At 45.7% G+C, this 17,411-nt stretch carries 18 protein-coding genes; 14 read left to right on the top strand and 4 right to left on the bottom strand.

Annotated elements, in window-relative coordinates; translation table 11 throughout:
* Positions 1-40 precede the first annotated feature (40 nt).
* From OCU87_RS00445 to OCU87_RS00455, 3 genes are all read left to right on the top strand, one after another.
* On the top strand, positions 41-364 hold the full coding sequence (locus tag OCU87_RS00445; RefSeq protein ID WP_062688230.1) for a putative signal transducing protein: 324 nt from the start codon (positions 41-43) through the stop codon (positions 362-364).
* A 117-nt stretch (positions 365-481) separates the two neighbouring features.
* The gene (locus OCU87_RS00450) at positions 482-724 is read left to right on the top strand and encodes a YecH family metal-binding protein (protein ID WP_062688231.1); all 243 of its coding nucleotides are present in this window, start codon (positions 482-484) and stop codon (positions 722-724) included.
* Between the two features lie 156 nt (positions 725-880).
* A complete protein-coding gene (locus tag OCU87_RS00455; RefSeq protein ID WP_062688233.1) occupies positions 881-1,474 on the top strand; it encodes a YhgN family NAAT transporter in 594 nt (197 codons plus the stop codon).
* A 111-nt stretch (positions 1,475-1,585) separates the two neighbouring features.
* On the opposite strand, the gene OCU87_RS00460 is transcribed toward OCU87_RS00455, so the two are convergent.
* Positions 1,586-1,852, bottom strand: a complete 267-nt coding sequence (locus tag OCU87_RS00460) for a DUF1145 domain-containing protein (protein ID WP_062688235.1) — start codon at positions 1,850-1,852, stop codon at positions 1,586-1,588.
* Positions 1,852-2,454, bottom strand: a complete 603-nt coding sequence (rsmD, locus tag OCU87_RS00465; RefSeq protein WP_094956678.1) for a 16S rRNA (guanine(966)-N(2))-methyltransferase RsmD — start codon at positions 2,452-2,454, stop codon at positions 1,852-1,854. The genes OCU87_RS00460 and rsmD overlap by 1 nt, the downstream gene beginning before the upstream one ends.
* A gap of 244 nt (positions 2,455-2,698) precedes the next feature.
* Between rsmD and ftsY the strand changes: the two genes are divergently transcribed.
* The 9 genes from ftsY (at position 2,699) to glpD (ending at position 12,562) form a co-directional block, all read left to right on the top strand.
* Positions 2,699-4,018 carry a signal recognition particle-docking protein FtsY gene (gene ftsY / locus OCU87_RS00470; protein ID WP_261857645.1) on the top strand — a complete coding sequence of 440 codons (1,320 nt, stop codon included), beginning with the start codon at positions 2,699-2,701 and terminating at the stop codon, positions 4,016-4,018.
* Between the two features lie 3 nt (positions 4,019-4,021).
* Positions 4,022-4,696, top strand: a complete 675-nt coding sequence (ftsE, locus tag OCU87_RS00475; RefSeq protein WP_062688239.1) for a cell division ATP-binding protein FtsE — start codon at positions 4,022-4,024, stop codon at positions 4,694-4,696.
* Positions 4,686-5,612, top strand: a complete 927-nt coding sequence (gene ftsX, locus OCU87_RS00480) for a permease-like cell division protein FtsX (protein ID WP_261857646.1) — start codon at positions 4,686-4,688, stop codon at positions 5,610-5,612. Before ftsE ends, ftsX begins: the two co-directional genes overlap by 11 nt.
* A 122-nt stretch (positions 5,613-5,734) precedes the next feature.
* The gene (rpoH, locus tag OCU87_RS00485; RefSeq protein ID WP_094956680.1) at positions 5,735-6,595 is read left to right on the top strand and encodes an RNA polymerase sigma factor RpoH; all 861 of its coding nucleotides are present in this window, start codon (positions 5,735-5,737) and stop codon (positions 6,593-6,595) included.
* Positions 6,596-7,086: 491 nt separating this feature from the next.
* Positions 7,087-7,407: a thiosulfate sulfurtransferase GlpE gene (gene glpE / locus OCU87_RS00490; protein ID WP_261857647.1), complete on the top strand. Its 321-nt coding sequence runs from the start codon at positions 7,087-7,089 to the stop codon at positions 7,405-7,407.
* A gap of 17 nt (positions 7,408-7,424) precedes the next feature.
* Positions 7,425-8,264, top strand: coding sequence for a rhomboid family intramembrane serine protease GlpG (gene glpG / locus OCU87_RS00495; RefSeq protein WP_062688245.1), 840 nt, complete (start codon positions 7,425-7,427; stop codon positions 8,262-8,264).
* Positions 8,265-8,611: 347 nt separating this feature from the next.
* Positions 8,612-9,976, top strand: a complete 1,365-nt coding sequence (glpT, locus tag OCU87_RS00500; RefSeq protein WP_261857648.1) for a glycerol-3-phosphate transporter — start codon at positions 8,612-8,614, stop codon at positions 9,974-9,976.
* Positions 9,977-10,073: 97 nt separating this feature from the next.
* On the top strand, positions 10,074-10,835 hold the full coding sequence (locus OCU87_RS00505; protein WP_062688247.1) for a DeoR/GlpR family transcriptional regulator: 762 nt from the start codon (positions 10,074-10,076) through the stop codon (positions 10,833-10,835).
* 209 nt (positions 10,836-11,044) lie between these two features.
* Positions 11,045-12,562 carry a glycerol-3-phosphate dehydrogenase gene (gene glpD, locus OCU87_RS00510; RefSeq protein ID WP_261857649.1) on the top strand — a complete coding sequence of 506 codons (1,518 nt, stop codon included), beginning with the start codon at positions 11,045-11,047 and terminating at the stop codon, positions 12,560-12,562.
* A gap of 97 nt (positions 12,563-12,659) precedes the next feature.
* On the opposite strand, the gene OCU87_RS00515 is transcribed toward glpD, so the two are convergent.
* On the bottom strand, positions 12,660-13,079 hold the full coding sequence (locus OCU87_RS00515; protein ID WP_083540813.1) for a flagellar basal body-associated protein FliL: 420 nt from the start codon (positions 13,077-13,079) through the stop codon (positions 12,660-12,662).
* Between the two features lie 167 nt (positions 13,080-13,246).
* Here OCU87_RS00515 and OCU87_RS00520 point away from each other — a divergent pair, with 167 nt between their 5' ends.
* Complete coding sequence (locus tag OCU87_RS00520) at positions 13,247-13,789, top strand: chorismate lyase (RefSeq protein WP_062688249.1); 543 nt, start codon at positions 13,247-13,249, stop codon at positions 13,787-13,789.
* Positions 13,783-14,643 carry a 4-hydroxybenzoate octaprenyltransferase gene (gene ubiA, locus OCU87_RS00525; protein ID WP_062688251.1) on the top strand — a complete coding sequence of 287 codons (861 nt, stop codon included), beginning with the start codon at positions 13,783-13,785 and terminating at the stop codon, positions 14,641-14,643. The genes OCU87_RS00520 and ubiA overlap by 7 nt, the downstream gene beginning before the upstream one ends.
* A 326-nt stretch (positions 14,644-14,969) precedes the next feature.
* Here the strand turns inward: ubiA and plsB are convergent, their stop codons facing one another.
* Positions 14,970-17,411 carry a glycerol-3-phosphate 1-O-acyltransferase PlsB gene (plsB, locus tag OCU87_RS00530; RefSeq protein ID WP_094956684.1) on the bottom strand — a complete coding sequence of 814 codons (2,442 nt, stop codon included), beginning with the start codon at positions 17,409-17,411 and terminating at the stop codon, positions 14,970-14,972.

Genomic DNA, 17,411 nt, shown 5'->3' on the forward strand with positions numbered 1-17,411 from the left:
ACGGCGGTCTGATTGGTATTAGCGAAGATAGGGAGATGGGATGTCAGTACATTGGGTTGTAGTGTATCGCGCTGCCAATAGCTTGGAAGCGCATTGCTTAAAAGGGTTATTGGAAAGCGACAATATTGGCGTAAAACTCACTGGGGAAAATTTATCTTCTGCTGCAGGCGAACTGCCAGCAAACGTAGTGGAAGTCGGTTTGTGGGTGGACGCATCCGACGTTGCTCAAGCCACGGTTATTTTACAGCATTATGAACAACAGCAGTTGGGTGAAGATTGGCAGTGCCGACATTGCAACGAGATAAATGAAGCTCAGTTTGAAGTGTGTTGGCAGTGCGGCTGTGACCCGTCGGAGTCAGAGTAGTTGAACGCAGCATTATAAGGTGCATATAAAATACATTTATTTGTTTTGGGTCAACAACCCAATGTGAAGATATGCTGTAATACCGCTATTGTTTATCATCACCAATGAGAATTCATCATGACTGAATCTGTTCACGCCCACAATGTCCTTAATATGCTGCTTGAAGATGGCGCAGATTTCACATTAGCATCGCTACGCCAAGCTGTCGTAACACAATTTGGTGATGATGTTCGCTTCTATACTTGCAGCCAGCAAGGTTTAACGTTTGATGCACTACTGGCATTCTTGCTTGATCGCCGCAAAGTTATTCAAGATGGCGACAAGATTACAGCAAACCGTGACCGTATGTGTAGTCACTAAAATTTAATAGAATAAATTCGTTTTGAGGGGGTGGTTTTAATCGCCTCCTAATTGTTCGTTTGTTATACTCCTCCCGCGCTTACTTCAGCCGTCCGGCTGACAACGCCTATATCTACTTATACATACTTACAACTACTCTCAACTTGAGGTCTGCCTGTGGAAATTATATCTGCGGCGGTCATGTTATTTTTAATCATGGATCCGCTGGGTAATCTGCCAGTAATGTTGTCGATCCTGCGGCATATTGAGCCGAAACGTCGACGTCTCATTATGGTGCGGGAATTGTGTTTTGCGTTGATTATTTTACTGCTGTTTTTATTTGGCGGTAAACAGATGCTGGCTTTCCTGCATGTATCAACGGAAACCGTTAGTATCTCAGGCGGTATTATTCTGTTCCTCATTGCGATCAGGATGATCTTCCCTCAACCGGGTGGTGTGACTGGGCTTGCGGCAGGTGAAGAACCTTTCCTCGTGCCTATGGCAATTCCCATGATTGCGGGGCCATCAGTATTGGCATCATTGCTACTACTGTCGAATCAAGATCCAACCCGTACCTGGGATTGGGCGCTTTCAGTGCTATTGGCATGGGGCGCGACATTTATTATCTTGATGTTTTACGAAGTATTTAACCGCATACTGGGTGAACGAGGCTTGAAAGCCATCGAACGTTTAATGGGGCTATTGTTGATTATGATGGCGACCCAAATGTTCTTGGATGGTATTCGTTCATACCTACATATTGGGGCATAACAGCAGCTAGCTGTAGCGAAGTAACCTGAAATTACGGCTAAATAGCGATAAATATAGAAAAGGCGGCTAATCAGCCGCCTTTTTTGTATCTGGTGTTTTCCGCGAATTATTCTACATCATGTATTTACGGCGAATATCGAGCAGAGCGAAAATGCCGAAAAACAAAATCGACCACTTTTCCCACTTGGTCATAGCCACTTTATCGCCAAATGCACCAATGAACATCAGTGCTTGAACGCCATGCATCATAAACAAGAAGCCAGTCATAATGTAAAGCACAATGGCCGTTAGCCCTGGAAACGGGTGGAAAATATTAATTGCTAGCACGAGCCATACAAAGCCAATAGCCACTTTGGCCAGTAATAGTAATGTTTTCATTATTCCTCTCTTTCAAATAAGCGATAGCTCACTTGCCCAGCGATTTTCTCTCGGTGGAGATGCCAATGTGCAGGTGTGGGCAAATCGCCTAGTTCCTTTTCTGTTTCGATATAAATCATGGCTTGTGGTGTGAGCCAACCGTTATTCTCAAGTAGCTCAATCACACTCGCGATCAAATCCTTACGAAATGGAGGGTCAATGAAAACCACATCGTGCGGTGTGCCTGCTTGAGCCAGAAACTTAAGGGCATCCGTATTGTGCAATGTGGCATTTTCAGCGCCAATTGTCGCCAAGTTTTGTTTGATTTGATTAGCAGCTTTGCTATCGAGTTCTAATAACGTCAGGCTGTCAGCACCACGAGAGAGAGCCTCAAACCCTAATCCGCCACTACCCGCAAAAAGGTCTAAACATTTTGCCTGGTACAAGTCTTGTGCTAACCAATTAAAGACAGTTTCTTTGACACGATCAGTCGTTGGACGCAGCCCTTCAACATCATGAACAGGGAGTTTTCGCCCACGCCAGCGGCCGCTGATGATTCTGACGAATCCTGTTTGGCGGTTATTTTGTTGATTTCGCCCTGATTGTTGCTTGTGTCTCGTCATAAATTTCGTCGACCGTTAAGAAAATGATAGTATACACCTGTTTTTCGGTGGCAAATTAGCCACGTTAACACCATGACTATTTCGTTTGCTTATCTCTTACTGCTTATCTGCTGTTTTCTTTATAGGCAGCATGTATGCAACAGCAATACATAAGGGGTGAATGAACGAAATGGCCATGAGTTAGGTTTTAACTCAACAGGCTGACATTGTGATAATTGTACCAATCAAGCTGTAGGATTTGCCAATGGCAGAAAAAAAGAAACGCGGTTTATTTTCGTGGCTAGGGTTTGGCTCTGAAGAAAAAGCAGAATCAAATGTTGAACAACCCGCTGTAGATGAAACTGCGCAACAAGAAACGGATACCCAAGCGGCGGCAGATGCTCAAGCGGTAGCGAAAGCAACTGAACAAGCAGAAGCACAGGCAGCTGTGAAAGCGGCTGAAGAAGCAGAAGCGCAGGCAGTAGCGAAAGCAGCTGAAGAAGCAGAAGCGCAGGCCGTAGCGAAAGCGGCTGAAGAAGCAGAAGCACAGGCAGTTGCGAAAGCGGCTGAAGAAGCAGAAGCACAGGCAGAAGCCCAAGCTGTTGAAGAGGCAGAAGCTGCCGCGACAGCTGCGGAAGTACACGAACAAGAAAAACCAAAGAGTGAAGGTTTTTTTGCGCGCTTAATGCGTGGCTTAAAAAAGACAAAAATGAATTTCGGTTCTGGCTTCTTTGATTTATTCAGCGGTAAAAAAATTGATGATGAGCTTTATGAAGAGCTGGAAGAGCAATTACTGATCGCCGATGTCGGTATGGATACGACTAACAAGATCATTAAAAACTTAACCGAGCGTGCTAGTCGTAAAGATCTGAAAGACGGAGATGCGCTTTATGGCCAACTTCGCGAAGAATTAAGCGAAATGCTGGCAACTGTCGAGCAGCCATTGGTGATCGATACCACTAAAAAACCCTTTGTTATTTTGATGGTGGGTGTAAATGGTGTGGGTAAAACGACCACCATTGGTAAGCTTGCGAAGCAATTTCAGCGTGATGGGAAATCAGTGATGCTGGCGGCGGGTGATACTTTCCGTGCCGCTGCGGTTGAGCAGCTACAAGTTTGGGGTGAGCGTAATAACGTCCCAGTTGTTGCTCAGCACACGGGTGCCGACAGTGCTTCTGTTATTTTTGATGCGATCGAATCTGCAAAAGCTAAAAATGTCGATGTTGTGATTGCCGACACTGCGGGTCGTCTGCAAAACAAAGGTCACTTAATGGAAGAGTTACGCAAAATTGTACGCGTAATGAAGAAAGTGGACCCAGAAGCACCACACGAAATAATGCTTACTGTCGATGCAGGCACGGGGCAAAATGCGATTAGCCAAGCCAAACTCTTCAGTGATGTTGCACCTGTTTCAGGTATTACGCTATCGAAGCTGGATGGAACGGCAAAAGGTGGTGTCATTTTTGCGATTGCCGATCAATTTAATATTCCAATCCGCTACATTGGTATTGGTGAAGGCATCGACGATTTACGTCCATTTGCCTCAGAAGAGTTTATTGAAGCGCTATTTAGTGACGAGGGTTAATTCGTGATTCGATTTCAGCAGGTAAGTAAAGTATATCGTGGCGGTGGCGGCAGCCCGGCATTGCAAAAAGTAGATTTCCATCTGCAAAAGACCGATATGGCTTTTTTAACAGGTCACTCAGGGGCTGGTAAAAGTACCCTGCTGAAATTGATTTGCGCCATTGAACGACCGAATGACGGTAAAATTTTATTTAATGGCCATGATATTAGCCGGTTAAGTAATAAAGATATCCCATTTTTACGTCGTAACATTGGCATGATTTTCCAAGATCATAAATTGTTGCTTGATCGTACCGTGTACGACAATGTGGCATTGCCATTACGGATTAATCAATCATCTGAAACGGACATTAAACGTCGCGTTTCAGCTGCATTAGATAAAGTGGGCTTGTTGGATAAAGCCCGCTGTTTACCGCTCCAATTATCGGGTGGTGAACAACAACGCGTCGGTATTGCCCGTGCGGTTGTTAACAAACCTATGCTGCTATTGGCCGATGAACCTACCGGCAACTTAGACGCAGCGCTGTCACAACAAGTGATGGATTTATTTGAGGAATTCAACCGAGTTGGTGTGAGTGTATTAATGGCAACCCATGATACCTCGTTGCTAAATTCGCGAAATTATCGCCGACTCGATCTACACCAAGGTTGTTTAAGGGAGCTGACTCGTGGCGCGTAATAAGCATGGTTTCTTTGCGATTCATAAACAGCAAGCTGTAGCGGCTCTACAAGACCTATTCAAGCGCCCGCTTGGCAATGTGCTAACGCTGGCGGTACTCGCATTAGCGCTTACCTTACCTGCGACCTTCTATCTATTGGCGAAAAATGTCGCCTTGGTTGGCCAAGCATGGGAAAGCTCAACACAATTGACCCTCTATATAGAAGAAGGGATCGCTGAACCGACAGCCAATCGCCTTGCTGGCGAATTACGCGGCTGGTCTGAAATTGAAAGTGTGGAATACATTTCCCCCGATGAAGGCTTACAGCAGTTTCGTCAAAATGCGGGTTTTGATCAGGCTCTCAGCTTGTTGGATGAGAATCCATTGCCTGCGGTCATGGTGATCCGCCCGACTGAAAACTGGCAGAGCAGTGCACAAGCAACCGCGCTTGCGGCAAAGTTGCGTACTGAATCGGCGATTGCCGAAGTGCGTTTAGACAGTGACTGGTTACAACGTTTAGCCGCCATCAAACAACTCGCTATTACCTTGGCAACGATTGTGTCAGGCCTGATGTTAATTGCCGTTTTCTTGATTGTCGGTAACACCTTGCGCCTGCAAGTACTGAATCAGAAAGACGAAATTCAAGTGATGAAATTGGTGGGTGCAACCGATCAATTTATCTTGCGACCTTACCTTTATACCGGTGTTTGGTACGGCCTGATTGGCGGTATTAGTGCATGGGTTTTGACTGCCATAGTGACAATTCTACTCGATAGCGCTGTCGCAACATTGGCGGGTTTATATGAAAGTAGCTATCGTTTAGTTGGCTTGAGTTGGGATGAAACCTTAATTTTATTGATGATTGCAGCGTTCCTCGGCTTAGGGGCTGCACGCTTATCAGCAGGTCGTCATTTGAAAGAAATTGAACCTGTCTGACATTTTTTTGTCAATATTTGGTGTAGTTTACCCAGCTTGCTTGCAACCGAGGGGTCTTTTTAGGCATTATAGGCGGTTCAAGTAACTTTTCATTCGTATAAAAAACACACGAGGTTTTTTACATGGCAAAAGCGATGTCTTCAATGGCTTTGGTTTCCGCAGATAGTTTGGATAGCTATATCCAAACCGTGAACGGCTACCCAATGCTTACCGCTGAGCGCGAACGTGAGCTTGCTGAACGTTTGCATTACGACGGTGATATCGATTCAGCAAAATCTCTCGTCATGTCGCACCTGCGTTTTGTTGTTCATATTGCACGCGGTTATTCTGGCTATGGGTTACCTATGGCTGATTTGGTGCAAGAGGGCAACATTGGTTTAATGAAAGCAGTGAAGCGCTTTAACCCAGAAGTAGGGGTTCGATTAGTTTCATTTGCTGTGCATTGGATTAAAGCTGAAATTCACGAATACGTATTACGTAACTGGCGTATTGTGAAAGTTGCGACCACCAAAGCACAACGAAAATTGTTCTTTAACCTGCGCAAAGCGAAAAAGCGTTTGGGCTGGTTTAACAATGAAGAAGTAAACATGGTAGCGGAAAAGCTCGGTGTGGATGCTTCTGAAGTACGTGAAATGGAATCGCGTCTGGCTGCGCAAGATCCAACATTTGAAATGCCAGCAGAAGATGACGATCGCAACACTGGTTATACAGCCCCTGTTTATTTCTTAGAAGACAAAGCGTCTGATGTGGCTGTTAGCCATGAAGAAAATAACTGGGAATCGCACGCTAATAATCGTTTATCGCACGCATTAGCGACGCTTGATGAACGCAGTCAACACATTGTACGTTCTCGTTGGTTAGACGATGAAAAAACAACGTTGCAAGAATTGGCAGATAATTATGGTGTATCTGCAGAGCGAATTCGTCAGCTAGAAAAGAATGCGATGAAGAAGCTTAAAGCGGCGGTGGGTGATTTATTCTAGGATCGAATAAGCCCTTCTGATCACGCTACAAATGAAGCCGGTATGATACCGGCTTTTTTACGCCTAAAATTTGAGAGTTACCTCACACTTGTGCGTAGCTCTGTGCATTACTTAGCATCTTATCCACAGTTTATAATGGATCCAAACTACATGTAGTGGATCCTAAATCTGAAAACCACATTATCAACGTAATTCACAGACTTTTCCACAGTTGGTCGCTTTGTGATCGTTTTTTGATTGAGTGTTCTATCAGTGGGCGATCAACACCTTGTCCCTGCTGGGTTTATGCACAATGACTTCGGTGTGGATAAGCCATTTTTTCGCTGTGAGCTTGTGAGTAACTGTTGCCATGGAGTGGGGCGAATACCCAGTAACAGGGATTGGCATCATGGAATGATCGCAAAACGGACGATCGTCACATATTATGGATCTAATAATAAAGCGGTCGGATCATTGATTCAGACCCTATTCAATAAAAAGTGAGAAAGTGAATGGATCAGTTTGAACATATTTCAGTGCAGGATGCGTATAGCATGTTGCAGCAAGCACAAGGGATATTGGTGGATATTCGAGATCCCCAGTCACATGCCTTAGCACATCCTCATAACGCCTTTCATCTGACCAACGACACCATGGTGCGTTTGATGGATGAAGTGGATTTTGATCAGCCTATTATTGTGATGTGTTACCACGGCATTAGTAGCCAAGGTGCGGCACAATACTTGATTAACCAAGGGTATGATGCGGTATATAGTATGGATGGTGGCTTCGAGGCTTGGCGTCGAGAAGGTTATCCAGCCAAAGAGCAGTAAACGCGGAGTAATAAGCAATGCATCGGTTAGTCGGACTTCCTAATCCTCGACAGGCGCAAGCCTTTATCGATTATATGGCCTCACGTGGTATCACCATTCAAATGGCATCAGAGCCGGAAGGGGTGTTTGCCTTGTGGTTAGCAGATCGCCAGTATTTGGTTGAAGTGGAAGCTGAGCTGGCCGCTTTTATTGCTGATCCTTATGCCAAGCGCTATTCAGCCGCATCGTGGGAGGTTGCTGAAAGTCGAACGGCGAAGTTCTACTACCAAAACCCGAGTTTGCTTAAAATGGTAAAAACCCAAGCCGGACCTTTTAGTTTATCGGTGATGGTGGTGGTGATTACTATCTATGTTTTGTGGTTTTTAGGGTTTCGTCAGCCGATTTTTGCTCTTACCCATTTTCCGACAATGCAAGGTGATGAATGGCAGCTATGGCGTTATTTCTCCCATGCGCTAATCCATTTTTCGGCTTTGCATATTGTCTTTAACTGCCTGTGGTGGTGGATTTTAGGGGGGCAGCTGGAGCAACACAGCGGTAGCGGTAAGCTCATTCAAGTCTTCTTGTTCTCTGCGCTTATCTCTGGCTTTGCCCAGTTTTGGTTGCATGGTGCAAACTTTGGTGGTTTGTCGGGGGTGGTATACGCCTTGATGGGTTACATCTGGTGGCTTGGCTGGTTAGCACCAGAACGTGGCTTAGTGTTACCTAAGCCTTATGTGGGCTTTATGCTGGCATGGCTGGTTATTGGCTTTGCCGAACCTTTTGGTATGTCGATTGCGAACATGGCACACCTGTTTGGTTTACTGAGCGGTTGCGCGCTAGGCTTTATTGATGCCAAACGAACCCCAAGCCATGCTTAATATCGGTTAGTTTTAGCATCCGCTTCAAATTATCTTATTAAAACGCAGTCAGTGATGGCTGCGTTTTTCTTTTTTATTCAGGTAGATATAAAAAGGTCAAATTGTTTAATTCTGAATCGTTACCAAACGTGTTGAATAATGAAGCGTGATCAACTTCTGAGTAAAAAAGAGCCGTAAACTGCTGCTAATTGAAAACTTAATCTTCGTTTATGATTGTTTTCACGGTTTTTGTTGTTTGTTCGCGCAATAATTCGCGCACTTTGAGCGTTTTCACTTTTTAAACGCTCACTTTGTCCCAATACGTTATTTTCACCATCGCCATAAGAATATTATATAAGGAACATCTTATGTTTGGCTTGTTTCGCCCTGCAGCTCATATAGAGCGATTAGCCGGAGATCAAACTGATCCCGTCTATAAGCGCCTTCGTTGGCAATTATTTGCTGGTATTTTCTTCGGGTATGCCGGTTACTACTTAGTACGTAAAAACTTCAGTTTGGCGATGCCATTTCTGATTGAAGAATATGGTTATAGCCGCGGTGAACTAGGTGTTGCTTTAGCTGCGGTGTCGATTGCTTACGGTTTATCTAAATTTTTAATGGGGAATGTGTCTGACCGTTCAAACCCTCGCTACTTTTTAGCCGCAGGTTTGACGATGTCCGCACTGGTGATGCTGTGCTTTGGCTTTATGCCATGGGCGACAGGTAGTATCGCTGCGATGTTTATCCTTTTGTTCTTAAACGGTTGGTTCCAAGGTATGGGTTGGCCAGCTTGTGGGCGAACCATGGTGCACTGGTGGTCACGCAAAGAGCGGGGTGAAATTGTATCAGTTTGGAACGTTGCCCATAACGTGGGTGGTGGTTTGATTGGTCCAATGTTCCTTCTTGGTCTGTGGGCATTTAACGATGACTGGCGTTCAGCCTTCTATGTACCTGCTTTCTTTGCACTATTGGTAGCTGCGTTCAGTTTGTTAGTGATGCGTGATACTCCGCAATCTTGTGGTCTGCCTTCAATCGAAGAGCATAAAGACGATTACCCAGATAGCTACGACGAATCACATGAAAAAGAGATGACAGCGAAGGAAATTTTCTTCAAGTATGTCTTTAATAACAAACTACTTTGGTTCATTGCTATCGCGAATGCGTTTGTATACTTGATCCGCTACGGTGTATTGGACTGGGCGCCAGTTTACCTAAGCGAAGTGAAACATTTCACGGTAGATAAATCATCTTGGGCTTACTTCTTATACGAGTGGGCTGGTATCCCTGGCACGCTATTGTGTGGTTGGATGTCGGATAAATTCTTCAAAGGCCGTCGTGCGCCAGCGGGTATTTTGTTCATGGCATTAGTGACCGTGGCGGTATTGGTTTACTGGTTCAACCCTCCGGGTAACCCAACGGTTGATATGATGGCGTTGGTTGCAATTGGCTTCTTGATCTACGGTCCAGTTATGCTGATTGGTCTGTACGCACTAGAACTTGCACCGAAGAAAGCAGCGGGTACTGCTGCTGGTCTGACGGGTCTGTTTGGTTACTTAGGTGGTGCAGTGGCAGCAAATGCAGTCTTAGGCTATACCGTTGACCACTTTGGTTGGGATGGTGGCTTCCTGGTACTGACTGCATCGTGTGGTTTCTCTATCTTCTTCCTAACACTGGCGTTAGTGGGTGAGAAAAAGATTGAGCATGACCACCATGTAACAGAACAAAATGCCTGATTGAGATCGCCATCATTGGCATCTTAAGAGTGCTGTAGGTAATATGATAAGGCTCCGTATTCGCGGAGCCTTGTTGTAACTAGGAGCCGCGTGAGCAGTGAAGCAGAGTAAACGTCATCAAGAAATTATCGATCTTGTGAAAACACAAGGTTATGTCAGTACCGACGATTTAGTTGATCGCTTTAACGTCAGCCCACAAACAATCCGTCGTGATTTAAACGAAATGGCGGCTGACAACAAAATTCGTCGTCACCATGGTGGCGCCACCATTCCTTCTAGTTCTGTGAATACTTCATACAGTACCCGTAAAGTGATGCAATTGGCCGAAAAGGACCGTATTGCTCAGGCGATGGCCTCTCATATTCCAGATGGTGCGACCCTATTTATTGATATTGGTACTACCCCTGAAGCAGTTGCTCGTGCCTTGCTGGATCACAATGACCTACGCGTGGTGACGAATAACCTCAATGTGGCGAGTATTCTCACGGGAAAAGATGATTTCCGGGTGATTCTCGCGGGTGGCGAAGTGCGTAACCGCGATGGTGGCATCGTGGGTGAGGCAACCCTCGATTTTATTTCTCAATTCCGACTAGATTTCGGGATTATGGGCATCAGTGGTATCGACCTTGATGGCTCTTTATTAGACTTTGATTACCATGAAGTGCGCGTTAAGCAGGCGATCATTGAAAACAGCCGCTGTGTCATGTTGGGCGTCGACCATACTAAGTTTGGCCGTAATGCGATGGTGAATTTGGGTGACATCAGCCAAATCGATATGCTGTTTACTGATCAGCAACCACCAGCGGAATTGAACCAACGAGTGATAGAGCACGAGATTCATCTCGAGATTATTGCTTAACCTCTTCTATTTTCGAAAACGAACGGGCTACCTTTATTGGGTAGCCCGTTTTTTTTGTGCTAATGATCATGCTGTACGAATAAACAGCAAGAATTGTGATGATCTTGATCAATATGTTCGCTACTATGTTCGCAATCGAGCATTTTAATGTTCGTTTTGTTTCGGTTTTGAGATTAACGAAGAGTCAGATCAAAGGTGAGGTAGATCGCATGGTAGTAGAACGCAATGAAGTGCTCGACGTAATTGTTGTGGGTGGTGGTATTAATGGGGCGGGGATTGCCGCTGATGCCGCTGGTCGTGGCCTTAAGGTTGGTTTATATGAAGCTAATGACTTTGCTTCAGCAACATCATCTGCCAGTTCGAAGCTTATCCATGGTGGTTTACGTTATTTAGAGCATTATGAGTTTCGCTTGGTCGGTGAAGCCTTGGCTGAGCGTGAGGTGTTATTACGTAAAGTGCCGCATATTGCTCGTCCGATGCGCTTTCGTTTGCCTCACCGTCCTCACCTTCGCCCTGCGTGGATGATCCGTGCTGGTTTATTCCTTTATGATCACCTAGGTAAGCGTACGACTCTGCCTGCGAGTGAAGGCCTCAAGTTTGGTGCCGATTCGGTATTGGCCCCTGAAATTACCCGTGGATTTGAATATTCAGATTGTTGGGTAGATGATGCGCGCCTCGTGATTCTGAATGCAATGGAAACGGCAGAAAAGGGCGGGGAAGTCCGTAACCGTTGCCGTGTCGAGCAAGCACTTCGTGAGGGCGACATTTGGCGTGTTACGATCCGTGATATGCGAACTAACCAAACTTTTGAGCGCCGCTCACATGCCTTAGTGAATGCGGCGGGACCTTGGGTAAAAGCGTTCTTTGACCAAAGTTTAGCGCAGGCATCACCGCGAAACATTCGCTTGATTAAAGGGTCACACATTGTGGTGCCACGCGTGCACGATCAGCCACAGGCGTACATTCTACAAAACGAAGATAACCGCATTGTGTTTGTGATCCCTTATTTAGACCGTTTCTCAATTATTGGTACCACGGATGTGGAGTACCAAGGCGATCCACGTGAAGTGGCGATTGATGAAAGCGAAATCAATTATCTGCTTAACGTTTACAACAATAACTTCAAAAAAACACTGCAACGTGACGATGTGGTATGGACCTACAGTGGGGTACGCCCATTGTGTGATGATGAATCGGATTCACCACAAGCGATAACCCGTGATTACACCTTAGAGTTGGAGCAGGATGGTCAAAATGCACCATTACTGTCTATTTTTGGCGGCAAGTTAACGACTTATCGTAAATTGGCTGAAGCGGCAATGAACCATCTATCTCCCTTCTTTGCGCAGATGCAGCCATCGTGGACCGCTGATTCATACTTGCCGGGAGCTAGTGCCCACTTTAACCGCGACCAGGCTCAGCAACAGTTGATGCAACAATCCCCTTGGTTGGATGACTTTACGGTTGATCGCTGGCTAACGAATTATGGTGAACGAGCGTTACAACTTGTAGCTGGCGTGGAAAAACAAGAGCAGATGGGGACTGATTTTGGTCAGGGCCTAACAGCTTGTGAACTTGATTACTTGGTAGCGCATGAATTTGTGCAAACGGCAGAAGATGCATTATGGCGCCGTAGTAAGTTAGGTTTATATCTATCAGCAGAGCAACAGCAAGCGGTGGCTGAGTACCTGAAAGCACATCCCTCGCAGGCAGATGTTGCCGCTTAGTATGATGACGTTACATTGAACAGCGCTGACTGGTAACAATAAAGGCACTCCTCGGAGTGCCTTTTGTCTTTTTTGCTAACCAGCAATGAGGTTGGTATTACTGGTATAAGTACTTGGTAAATAGCAGTTCTGTTAGCAGCTTTTGATTGGTTTCGGCGATTAATAGCTCGTTAACGGTATCGAGACATATTTGGCGAATTTCTTCACGACCCGCCAGTGATTTTACTTTTGCTTCTGGCTGGCGGCCGATAATAGTGATAATGGCATCACGGATCAGCGGTGAATGTTCTTCTACTATTTTGATTAAGCTTGGGTCTATCACCATTAGATCAATTTGAAGGCGAAGATAGCCTAAACGGTTGCCTTGGGTAACGTAGTTGGTCGTAATATCGGGTGCTAACGTGTAATACGAATATTGCGGCTTAGCTTGGGCAGTTTCTTCTTCTGCCAAGGAAAGCGGAGAAAACAGCATACAGGTCAGGAGTAGCATTAGGTTAACGATTTTTGATTTCATCATAATATTCATCAGTTTGTGGGAATTAACTGTCAGGAATCGCTTTCTTTCGATCGTAACGATATTCGTACCCGTTACAGCTTGCTACAATAGTGAACCTTAATGGTAATAAATTAACCACATTCTACCAAGCTATTTTATGAATGCTTGCCAGAATTTGATTTGGAAAAATGTCAAAATTCAAGCAGTTGTACAAACCTCTATTAGATGATGCGAAGTGGCAATTACCGGATCACTTAGGCATTGAGGGCACCGAAATTGGGCATTGGTTGCTTGAACAGGATTCATTGTCACGTCGTTTTCAGCGCCACTGTGAAGTCTTTACTGTGTCTTTGATTGAGCAGGTTAAGATTGCACGTACTGCGTTGACGGATGATGAACGCGCGTTAATTGGTGATGCTGATTGCCTGATGCGGAAAGTGATCTTACGAGGTGATGACGAGCCTTGGGTTTTCGCGCGCACCTTGATCCCAATCTCAACCCTAACAGGGCAAGAAAGTGACCTCGAACAGTTAGGCGAAATGCCATTGGGCTTTCGTGTTTTCACCGATCGCAGCGCACGCCGTGATGCGTTAGAGGTTGCGGATGTAGGTACGGCAGAATCCCCGTTATGGGCGCGCCGCTCTCGCTTATGGATAAACGAAAAACCGTTGCTGGTGGCGGAACTCTTTCTCGCCCAAGCACCTATCTACACCAAGGAGAGCCAATGTTAGCGATGACCAAGGCGAAAGCGTATTGTCAACTTGCCCGGTTTGATCGACCGATTGGCAGCTTGCTGCTGCTTTGGCCTACATTATGGGCGCTGTTTCTTGCTGCCGACGGCTTTCCTAACTGGGAAGTGCTGATTGTTTTTGTGTTGGGCGTGATTTTTATGCGGGCCGCCGGCTGCGTGATTAATGATTTTGCCGATCGTAATTTTGATGGCCATGTGAAGCGTACTGCGCACCGTCCAATGCCCTCGGGCAAGGTGTCGGAACGTGAAGCGTTGGGGTTATTTGGTTTATTGGTACTGGTGTCATTTTTATTGGTACTTACCATGAATACCTTAACCATCATGCTCTCTGTGGTGGGGTTGTTATTGGCGGCCACGTACCCGTTCATGAAGCGTTATACCCATTTGCCTCAACTGGTACTAGGGATGGCGTTTGGTTGGTCGATCCCAATGGCCTATGCAGCCCAGTCGGGTGAGTTACCCCCCGCGGCTTGGTTGTTGTTCTTGGCCAATATTGTATGGACGATTGCCTACGATACTCAATATGCGATGGTTGATCGTGATGATGACTTGAAAGTCGGGATTAAATCGACCGCGATCTTGTTTGGCCGTTTCGACAAGATGATAGTGGGTGGGTTACAGTTCGCGACATTAGTCTTGTTGATTGCAGTCGGTGTCGTGTTGTCACTGAGCCAAGTGTACTACTGGTTCTTACTGCTAGCCTCTGGTTTGTTTGTCTATCAGCAACAACTACTGCGTGATCGCGAACGTGAACCGTGTTTTCAGGCATTCTTAAATAACAATTATGTCGGCATGCTGATTTGTATCGGTATTGGTTGGAGCGTCTGTTTCTAACCGTATTTAGAGCAGATCATGCCGTGACTAAAAAGCACCTTCTGGTGCTTTTTTTGTATCTGTGGCTAACCAGCTAGAATGATCAGTGACTTAATTATATTGGTATCATAGAGCTTTAGGGTTAGCGTGAACTAAAAGCCTTAAAGCTGTACATCTAAGGTAAGATAAATATTTTTATTGTTGTAAATCTGATGGTTATTGGCTTTAGAGTTATGGTGTACCTATTGCTCTAAAGCGTATTCATGTGCTGAAAATGGACTGCAAGAGATGATTAAATGCAAAAAAAGCCGCTCGAAAGCGGCTTTAGATGATGTGATTAGCTTGGCTTAATCGTTAGTGATCTCACGCTCTTCACGGCTCATGACCGCGTGAATGGTGAGTTTCACTTCTGGCGAAACCAGACTTGCTAACTGATCGGCCAGTTCTTCCACTGGACGTGAAACCGCATGACACTCTTCGTTGAGATAGCCTTCTTCACGCAGTGTTTTAACCAGCGTTGCAAACACCCCTTTATCGAAGAACTCAGGTGCATTGATCCCATGTAGGCGACTTAGACGCTGTGCCATCATTTGGCTTTGCTGCTCTAAATCACTTTTCATCATTTGCGGTTCTGTACGCAGTAATGTAAGTGCAATAGCATAACGTTGCAGCGTTTCAGAGATGGTGCGTGCAAGCAGCTGTAGTGGCCCAATGCGGGCATTGTTCATCGAAATATGAACGCCATCATTAAGCAATAGACGCTGGCGAACAAGCTCTGCAATTAGCTCATCAATCACCGCACCTAATTCTTCTTTTTCATAGCGTAGGAATAGCTCTGCTTTTAAGAATGGGTACAGTTTTTCAACTTGATCGTGAATTTCATCAACCGTTAGGGTCTGATATTGCACCACAATATGGGCAATCAGCGATGGCAGTGCAAACAAGTGAATGATGTTATTGCGGTAATAGGTCATTAAGATCGATTGCTCACGATCAAGCGAGATAATCTCACCTAACGCATCACGCTCAACCAAGAATTTATCCATCTCGATCGCATGAGGGACCAAGTCTGCAGCATCTTCAGAAGGCATGGTACTTTGCTCTGAGTATGGCGTATTACGCATTAACTCTAAGTAACATGTGACTTGCTGCTCTAGCTCTTCACGGCTTAACGCGCGCTGTCGTGATGACAACAGTGCCAGACCACATAGCGTCAGGGCATTGGTGGCTGCCGCATCGTTAATGTGAGTCATCATTTTCACTGCTAAGCTATTTACTACTGGGTTTAACCAGTGTGGACGCTGCGGTTCAATCGGGTCGATGTCTTTGTGCCAATCCGGCGCGTGATCGTTCAGATATTGATTGATCGGAATAGGTTCGCCGAAGTTTACGTACCCTTGGCCAAAGTTACGTAATTTTCGTAAGGTACGCAGGATTTGGCCAAAGTTTTCTTTCTCTTTACGTTTACCTTGTAGTTCTTTGGCGTAGGTGCTGACTTCCATCACGTGTTCGTAACCGATGTAAACAGGAACTAACGTCACAGGACGGTTGAGACCACGCAGCATCGCTTGAATCGTCATTGATAACATGCCGGTTTTGGCCGGTAGTAAACGACCAGTACGTGAGCGGCCACCTTCGCTGAAGTATTCTACCGAATAGCCTTTGGCAAACAGCTCGGCCAAGTATTCACGGAACACGGTCGAGTACAGACGGTTACCTTTAAAGCTACGACGAATAAAGAAACCACCACCGCGGCGGAAGATCGGGCCTGCAGGGAAGAAATTCAGGTTGATGCCCGCAGCAATGTGCGGCGGCACTAAGCCTTCTTTATACAATACGTACGACAGCAACAAGTAATCCATGTGGCTACGGTGACAAGGCACGTACACAATCTCATGACCGTCTTGGGCTAACTGACGAACACGCTGCGCGTTGTGAATATTCAAGCCTTGGTACAAGCGATTCCAGAACCAGCCAAGAATACGCTCACCGTGACGGATCAATGAGTATGAGAAGTTAGCGGCAATTTCTTCCATCATATCGACGGCTTCTTTGCGCACTTTCTCGATCGGCACATCGCGGCTTAATGCTTCTTCTTCCACGACTTTTTCAATGGCTTTAGACGCTAATAGGCGTTTAAACAGCAATTGGCGATCTGGCAATTTAGGACCAGAAGCTGCCAGTTGTTGGCGAGAAAAGTGAATTTTAGCGACACGCGCCAGTTTATGCGCTATTGCGTTATCAATGCCGTGGTGATCAGCCATGTAGCGTAACGATACTGGTGAGCTTAAACGCACCATACAGTCACGACCGTGTGCCAATATTGTAAACATCTTTTCTGGGCCCGTTAAGGCACGCAGAACCGGTTTATGATTGGTTTCTTTACCTGGCTTACGACCCCATAGAATCGATGCAGGGATCAGCTGAATATCAAGTTCAGCATCTTGTTTGTGCAGTTCGAGTAGTTCAGTGAACTGAATGAGCGACGAGGGTGGTAATTCACCATCGCTGCCAAAAATACTGGGAGCATCTGCGACAAAGACAAAGCGATTGAATGTGCGATCACCTATTTCGAGCGGTGAGAGTGGGTCTGGAAGGCCAAGCTCTTTTGTGCTGCGACGTAGTGTTACCAAATCCGTTGTTGAACGAAAAGGTAGGATATAGATGATAGGACGCGCTAAGTCTAACGCCAAATCTTCTACTGGGTTAGACGGAATTGAATGCGTTTTAACCAGCAGAGAAAGCGGCAAATTGAGTGTTTTTTGATAAAATTTCTGCCAACTTGACAT

Source organism: Photobacterium sanguinicancri (assembly GCF_024346675.1).
GTDB classification, from domain to species: Bacteria; Pseudomonadota; Gammaproteobacteria; order Enterobacterales; family Vibrionaceae; genus Photobacterium; species Photobacterium sanguinicancri.